General features: G+C 72.7%; 7 protein-coding genes and 1 pseudogene. 3 read left to right on the top strand and 5 right to left on the bottom strand.

What is annotated here, in order from left to right:
• The 4 genes from G6030_RS03495 to G6030_RS03480 all read right to left on the bottom strand — a co-directional run.
• Positions 1–333 (bottom strand): thioredoxin domain-containing protein (locus tag G6030_RS03495; RefSeq protein ID WP_182642220.1); only part of this gene is annotated, 333 nt, incomplete at its 3' end.
• Positions 334–345: 12 nt separating this feature from the next.
• A complete protein-coding gene (locus G6030_RS03490; RefSeq protein WP_182642219.1) occupies positions 346–1209 on the bottom strand; it encodes a cytochrome c biogenesis protein CcdA in 864 nt (287 codons plus the stop codon).
• Positions 1206–2087 (bottom strand): cytochrome c biogenesis protein CcdA, encoded by an 882-nt coding sequence (locus G6030_RS03485; protein WP_182642218.1) that lies wholly within the window; start codon positions 2085–2087, stop codon positions 1206–1208. The genes G6030_RS03490 and G6030_RS03485 overlap by 4 nt, the downstream gene beginning before the upstream one ends.
• A 3-nt stretch (positions 2088–2090) precedes the next feature.
• Positions 2091–2864, bottom strand: coding sequence for a thioredoxin domain-containing protein (locus tag G6030_RS03480; RefSeq protein WP_131886130.1), 774 nt, complete (start codon positions 2862–2864; stop codon positions 2091–2093).
• Positions 2865–2978: 114 nt separating this feature from the next.
• Here G6030_RS03480 and G6030_RS03475 point away from each other — a divergent pair, with 114 nt between their 5' ends.
• The 3 genes from G6030_RS03475 to G6030_RS03465 are packed head-to-tail and all read left to right on the top strand — an operon-like array spanning position 2979 to position 4926.
• Positions 2979–3557 carry a hypothetical protein gene (locus tag G6030_RS03475; RefSeq protein ID WP_182642217.1) on the top strand — a complete coding sequence of 193 codons (579 nt, stop codon included), beginning with the start codon at positions 2979–2981 and terminating at the stop codon, positions 3555–3557.
• Complete coding sequence (locus G6030_RS03470; protein WP_182642216.1) at positions 3554–3943, top strand: BlaI/MecI/CopY family transcriptional regulator; 390 nt, start codon at positions 3554–3556, stop codon at positions 3941–3943. Before G6030_RS03475 ends, G6030_RS03470 begins: the two co-directional genes overlap by 4 nt.
• Positions 3940–4926 carry a M48 family metalloprotease gene (locus G6030_RS03465; protein ID WP_182642215.1) on the top strand — a complete coding sequence of 329 codons (987 nt, stop codon included), beginning with the start codon at positions 3940–3942 and terminating at the stop codon, positions 4924–4926. Before G6030_RS03470 ends, G6030_RS03465 begins: the two co-directional genes overlap by 4 nt.
• On the opposite strand, the pseudogene G6030_RS03460 reads toward G6030_RS03465, so the two are convergent.
• Positions 4920–5607, bottom strand: a pseudogene (locus G6030_RS03460) (dipeptidase); the annotation flags it as partial. The gene G6030_RS03465 and the pseudogene G6030_RS03460 sit on opposite strands and share 7 nt — an antisense overlap.

The following is a 5607-nucleotide window of genomic DNA, read 5'->3' as shown; positions in this document are numbered from 1 at the left end:
GATCTCGGCCCGGTCGACCATCGAGGGCAACGTGTCGCGGCTCCACTGCGCGCAGAACGGACACTGGTAGTCCGAGAACACCACCAGTCCGACCGGCGCGTCCACGGGTCCGAGCGCGAACGGGTCCGCGGGGTCACGCCGCTCGGCGTGGGAGTAGTCGGGCTGCTGCTGGACCTGCTCACTGTCCTGTCCTGCGGCCGTCGCGCTCTCGCCGCCGAACGACGTGCGCCACATCGCCGCGACGAGCAGCACCAGGACACCCAGCACGAGGACGCCGGGAATGGTCCCCACGGGCAGCCGGGACGACCTCGGGGTGCTCGGGGTTGTTGACATGGGATCTCCTCGTCAGATGGGGAGGGTGGTGTCGCTGATCGCGAAGTCGCGGAGCCAGCCGATGAACAGCGCCCACGCGCCGCTGACCAGCAGGAGGCCGACGACGATGAGCATGACGCCGCCGAAGATCTGGATGGCGCGCGTGTGCCGGCGCAGCCACCCCACGGTGCGCAGCGCCCGGGTCGATCCGAACGCCACCAACACGAACGGCAGCCCGAGCCCGAAGCAGTACGCCACGATGAGCAGCACGCCGCGCGTGGCGTCGAGGCCCGTTCCGGCGGCCACGGAGAGCGCGGCCGCCAGCGTCGGACCCAGGCACGGCGTCCACCCGAGTGCGAACACGCCGCCGAGCAGCGGGGCGCCGAGCCAGGTGGACAGGGCCTTCGGCTGCAGGCGCGTGTCCCGCTGGAGGACCGGCACCGCCCCGATGAACACGAGCCCCATGAGGATCGTGACCACCCCGCCGAGCCGCTGCAGCAGTTCCTGCTGCGGGGCGATGTACTGCACCGTGCCGAGGACCATGGCCGAGAGCAGGACGAAGACGGTGGTGAAGCCGCCGACGAACAGCAGGGAGGCCGCCACGACGCGTCGCCTGCTGGACCGCTGCTGGCGCCTGGCCTCGAGGGTGAGGGTGCCGGCCTCGGCGCGACGTCTCTCCGCGGACTCGACGGTGGTGGCGGGTCGTTCCGCGCCCACCACCCCGGCGAGGTAGGCGAGGTAGCCGGGTACCAGCGGCACGACGCACGGGGACGCGAAGGACACGAGGCCGGCGAGGACGCACGCGCCGAGCGCGAGCAGGATCGGTCCGGACGCGGCGGTCTGTTGGAACGTCTCACCGATCGACTGGGCGAGGATCAGGGTGACGTCGCCGCTCACCGCTTCTCACCACGAGTCGGGCTGATCGTCGACGGCATGGTCACCGTGGGGAAGGGCAGGTCGGGGCCGGGGGACGGGCGCGCGCGGCGGGTCCGGGCGACCAGCCATCCGGCCAGTGCGACCGCGAGGACGATGAGGACGACGACGAGATCGGGGATCCGATTCGCCCAGCCGAGGACGCTCCCCTCGAGTTCGGCCTGGGTACTCGCGCCGAGGAGACCGGTCAGCTCGGTGGTGCCGGCGGTCACCAGCAGGAGGATGCCCACCGCGACGGTGAGGGCGCCCCCGATGAGGCCGGTCCAGGTGTTGCTCCAGCGTCCGATCTTCACTTCGCGCGGCCGGACGAGGTTCCGGACGGCGGGGAAGCGTCCCCACAGGAGCGAGAGGACGAACAGTGGCAGCGCCATCCCTGCGGCGAAGACCAGGACGATGATCCCGCCGGACAGTGGCGTGCCGGAGACGGCGGCCACGGTGAGGACGGCGCCGAGCAGCGGGCCCGCGCAGACGCCGGCGAGCCCGTAGACCGTGCCGAGGGCGTAGACGGCCGTCATCGAGGTGCCCTCGGTGTTGGTCCCCCGGCGCAGGAACGGCACGGGGACGTTGAGCAGCATGAGGAGGCCGAGCACGATCACGAGGACGGAGGCCACGGTGACGAAGGTGAACCGGTGCTCGTTGACGAAGGCCCCGAGCGTCCCGGCGAGGACGCCGAGGGGGACGAGCGTGGTGGCCAGGCCCAGGTAGAAGACGCCGGTGCGGGCGAGGAGCTCCCGCGGGGCGGCGAAGGCGTAGGAGAAGAACGCGGGCAGCAGCATCGCCGAGCACGGGCTGAGCAGGGTCAGGACGCCGCCGAGGAACGCTCCCAGTAGTCCGATGTCCACGGCTCACTCCACCGCGGCGAGGGCGTCGTCCAGGTAGGCCCGGAAGTTCTCCAGGGGCTGTGCGCCCGACATGGCGATCTGGCCGGCGACGAAGAACGGGACGGCGGTGACGCCCAGCTGCTGCGCGGTGCGGGTCTCGTTCTCCGCCTGCGCGCGCACGCCCGGGTCGTCGAGGTCGGCGCGGAACGCGTCCATGTCCGGCATGTCGACCTGCTCGGCGAAGTCGATGAGGACGTCGCGGGTGAGGTCGGGATGCCCGCTGTCGGGTGCGGCGTCGAAGACGGCGGTGATGTAGTCGACGTATTTGTCCTGGTTCGCGGCGGCCTGCGCCGCGATCTGGGCGTCCTCGGACTGCTCGCCGAAGTAGGCGACGTCGGTGAACTCGATGCGGACCCTGCCGGTGTCGACGTACTCGTCGATGAGGGTCGGGAGCGTGTCGCGGCTGAAGGAGGCGCAGAACGGGCACCGGAGGTCGATCCACTCGGTCAGGACCACCGGGGCGTCGACCGCGCCGATGGCCTTGGGGTCGTCGGCGTCGCGTCGGACGAAGTCCATGTCCCCGCCGGCCTGTGCGTCGGGTCCGGCGGTGTCGCCGGAGGCGGAGGCCGTCTCGGCCGCGGCAGGGGCCCCTGACGTCGGGGACTGCCCGGGCAGCATCTGGGCCACGACGACGACCGCGAGGAACGCGACCACCGCCCCGAGGACGCCGTTGAGGATTCTCGAGCGTCGGTACTTCCCCTCGAGCGTGTGGCGGGAGGTCGCTGGGTCCGTTGTCACAGGGGGGTGTCCTTCTCGTCGCGGGGGCCGGTAACCGGATCGACTATGGCACATAGTCGACTATCGGGGTTAGTTGACTATGTCGGATAGTCGGTTGTGGCATGATCGGGGACCATGCAGCGCATCTCGTGGACCCTCGCGTCGGTCCGACAATCCGTGGACCTGGCGGCCCAGGGGCTGCGGACCCTCTCGGCCCGACAGTGGGGGGCCGCCGCGGTGGCGACCGTCCTGTTCGGGGGCCTGCTGGGTCTGGCCACCGTCCTCATCCCCAACTCCTTCTTCGTCCGCGAGATCCCGCCGGTCTGGTGGAACTACCCGGTCTGGATCCTCACCTCGGTGTTCTCCGGGCTGCTGTTCGCGACCTACGTCCGGGACGGCGGGCCCGAATCCGGGGGTACGCCCGGGTCGGAGGCGCCCGCGACGGGTGGCCCCGACGGCGCCGAGGACCGCCGGACGAGCCGCGTCGGCATCGTGGGCGCCTTCCTGGCGTGGTTCGCGGTGGGCTGCCCGGTGTGCAACAAGTTCGCGCTCCTGGCGCTGGGCTACTCGGGCGCGCTCACGTGGTTCGCGCCGGTCCAGCCCGTGTTGGCCGTCATCGCGCTGGTCCTCACCGCCGTCGCGCTGGTCGTGCGGCTGCGGGGCCGGGTCGCCTGCCCGCTTCCGCGGGTCCGCGTGGCCGGGGCGGTGGGATGAGCGCCCGGCGAGGCGCCCGGCAGGACGCGCCGCGCCTGGGCGCGCTGGAGACCCGGGTGATGGACCTGCTGTGGGACCACGGGCCGTCCACCGTCCGAGGCCTGATCGATCGGCTCGAGGGCGAGCCCGCCTACACGACCATCGCCACGGTGTTGACCAACCTCCAGCGCAAGGGTCTCGTGACGACGAGCAAGGACGGCCGGGCGACCGTGTACGGGGCCTGCACCACTCGTGAGGAGCACGTGGCGACGCTCATGTCGCACGCGCTCGGGAGCAGTCGCGACCGCGCGGCGTCGATCCTGCACTTCGCGCGGAGCATCCCGGATTCGGACCTCGACCTCCTCCGTGACTACCTGCGCCAGCGTGACGGGAGCGGGACGCCGTGACGGCCGTCTACGTCCTGGTCACGCTCGTGCTCGCGGGTCTACTGCTGCCCGCCGTCGCCGGGCCCCGGGTCCTCCGCAGCGCCGCGCCGGTGCTCATGCGGATGCCCCGCGTGGCGGTGGCGCTGCTCAGCTCCGCCGTCGTGTTCTGGACGCTCGCCGCGTTGTCGGTGGGTCCGTTGCTCGCCTGGGTGGTCACCGGCCCGGACCTGCTGCCCGCGGACGCGGCGGCCGTGTGCAGCCGGTGCCTGGCCGCCGCGGACCCGTTCGGCCTGGATCGCATCGACACCGCCGTGCCGGTGGCCCTGCTGCTCGTCATCCCGGTCGCGGTCTCCGTGGCCCACGCCGTCAGGGTGGCCCTCGAGGCGCGGCGCCGCCGGAGCACCACACTGCGCACGGCTGCGCTCTACCGCCACCGGGGAGAACCCGCGCGACTCCACGGCCACACGGTCCGACTGATCGACGACGCGCACCCGTTCGCGCTCGCGCTTCCCCGGCGGCACGGCGGCATCATGGTCTCGACCGCCGCCGTCGAGCTGCTCTCGGACGAGGAACTGGGGGCGGTCCTCGCGCACGAGGCCGCCCACCTGCGGCAACGACATCACGCGGTGTCGGCTCTGGTGTCCACGCTCACCACCGGGCTGCGGTGGGTGCCGCTCTTCGCCGCCGTGGAGGACGCCCTCGGGCACTATCTGGAGATCGCCGCGGACGACGCCGCGCGCCGGGCCGCCGGAACCCCCGCGCTGGCCGGCGCACTCCTGACGCTCGGTCGGTACGGCCGACACCGGGACCACAGCGGCGAGGAACTCGCGGGGGCGCTGCACGCCCTGGGGCCGGACCGCATCCGGCATCTGGTCCAGCCGGCCAGCGGGTCGAGGGGCGTGGCGGCGGCGGTCGCCACGGCGTTCTGCCTCACCTCGCTGGCGCTGCTCGCCGCCGCGGTCCACGTCCCCTACGCGATGGCCGTGGTCACGGGCTGCTACTGAAGGCGGGCCCGCTCCCAGTTGGCCGTCCACGCCTCGGCGCCGCCCATGAGCTGGCGTTCCAGCGCGGCGCGGTCGGACCCGGCGCGGTGGAGCACGTCCGCGGCCCAGTCGGCGTACAGGCCGTACTGGGCCACGCCGTCGACGTTGAGGTCGTAGACACGGTCGCCGAACCGCCAGCGGTCCATCACCTCGCCGCTGGGCGCGGTGAACGGGTAGACGAGCGGGTCGGTCGCTGCGCTCGGGCGGGGTTCGGCCAGCGGCGCGAGGCCGTTGACGTCCGATCCCCACCCGTACCCGTCGAAGGGCCGGATCGCGCCGGCCGTATTGGTGCGCCACTGCTCGAGGAACCCCACCTCGAAGTTCTCGGTGGCGTCCGCGGGCCAGGCGAACGCGGCGACGAACCCACCCTGCTCGTGCACCCGGCGCGTGTTGCCCTGCGTGGCCCAGGCGTGGTCCACGACCAGGCCGGTGTATCCGGCCTCGGCGGCCATGTCGAGCGCACGGTGGGCGGTCTTGACGCCCATGTGGTCGATGTTGATCACCATGCCGCGCGTCATCATCCCGCGGATCGCGTGCTCGCCCAGCGCCGTCAGCCCGCGCACGTTGCACAGCGGCGCGTCCGGGTAGACGGGCAGGGCCGCGCCGGCGGGCGCGCCGGAGGAGGCGGCCGCCAGCCCGTCG

It is taken from the genome of Dietzia sp. E1, from assembly GCF_014145015.1.
In the GTDB taxonomy this organism is placed as follows: Bacteria; Actinomycetota; Actinomycetes; order Mycobacteriales; family Mycobacteriaceae; genus Dietzia; species Dietzia cinnamea_A.
This window is presented reverse-complemented; position numbering and strand designations above follow the sequence as displayed.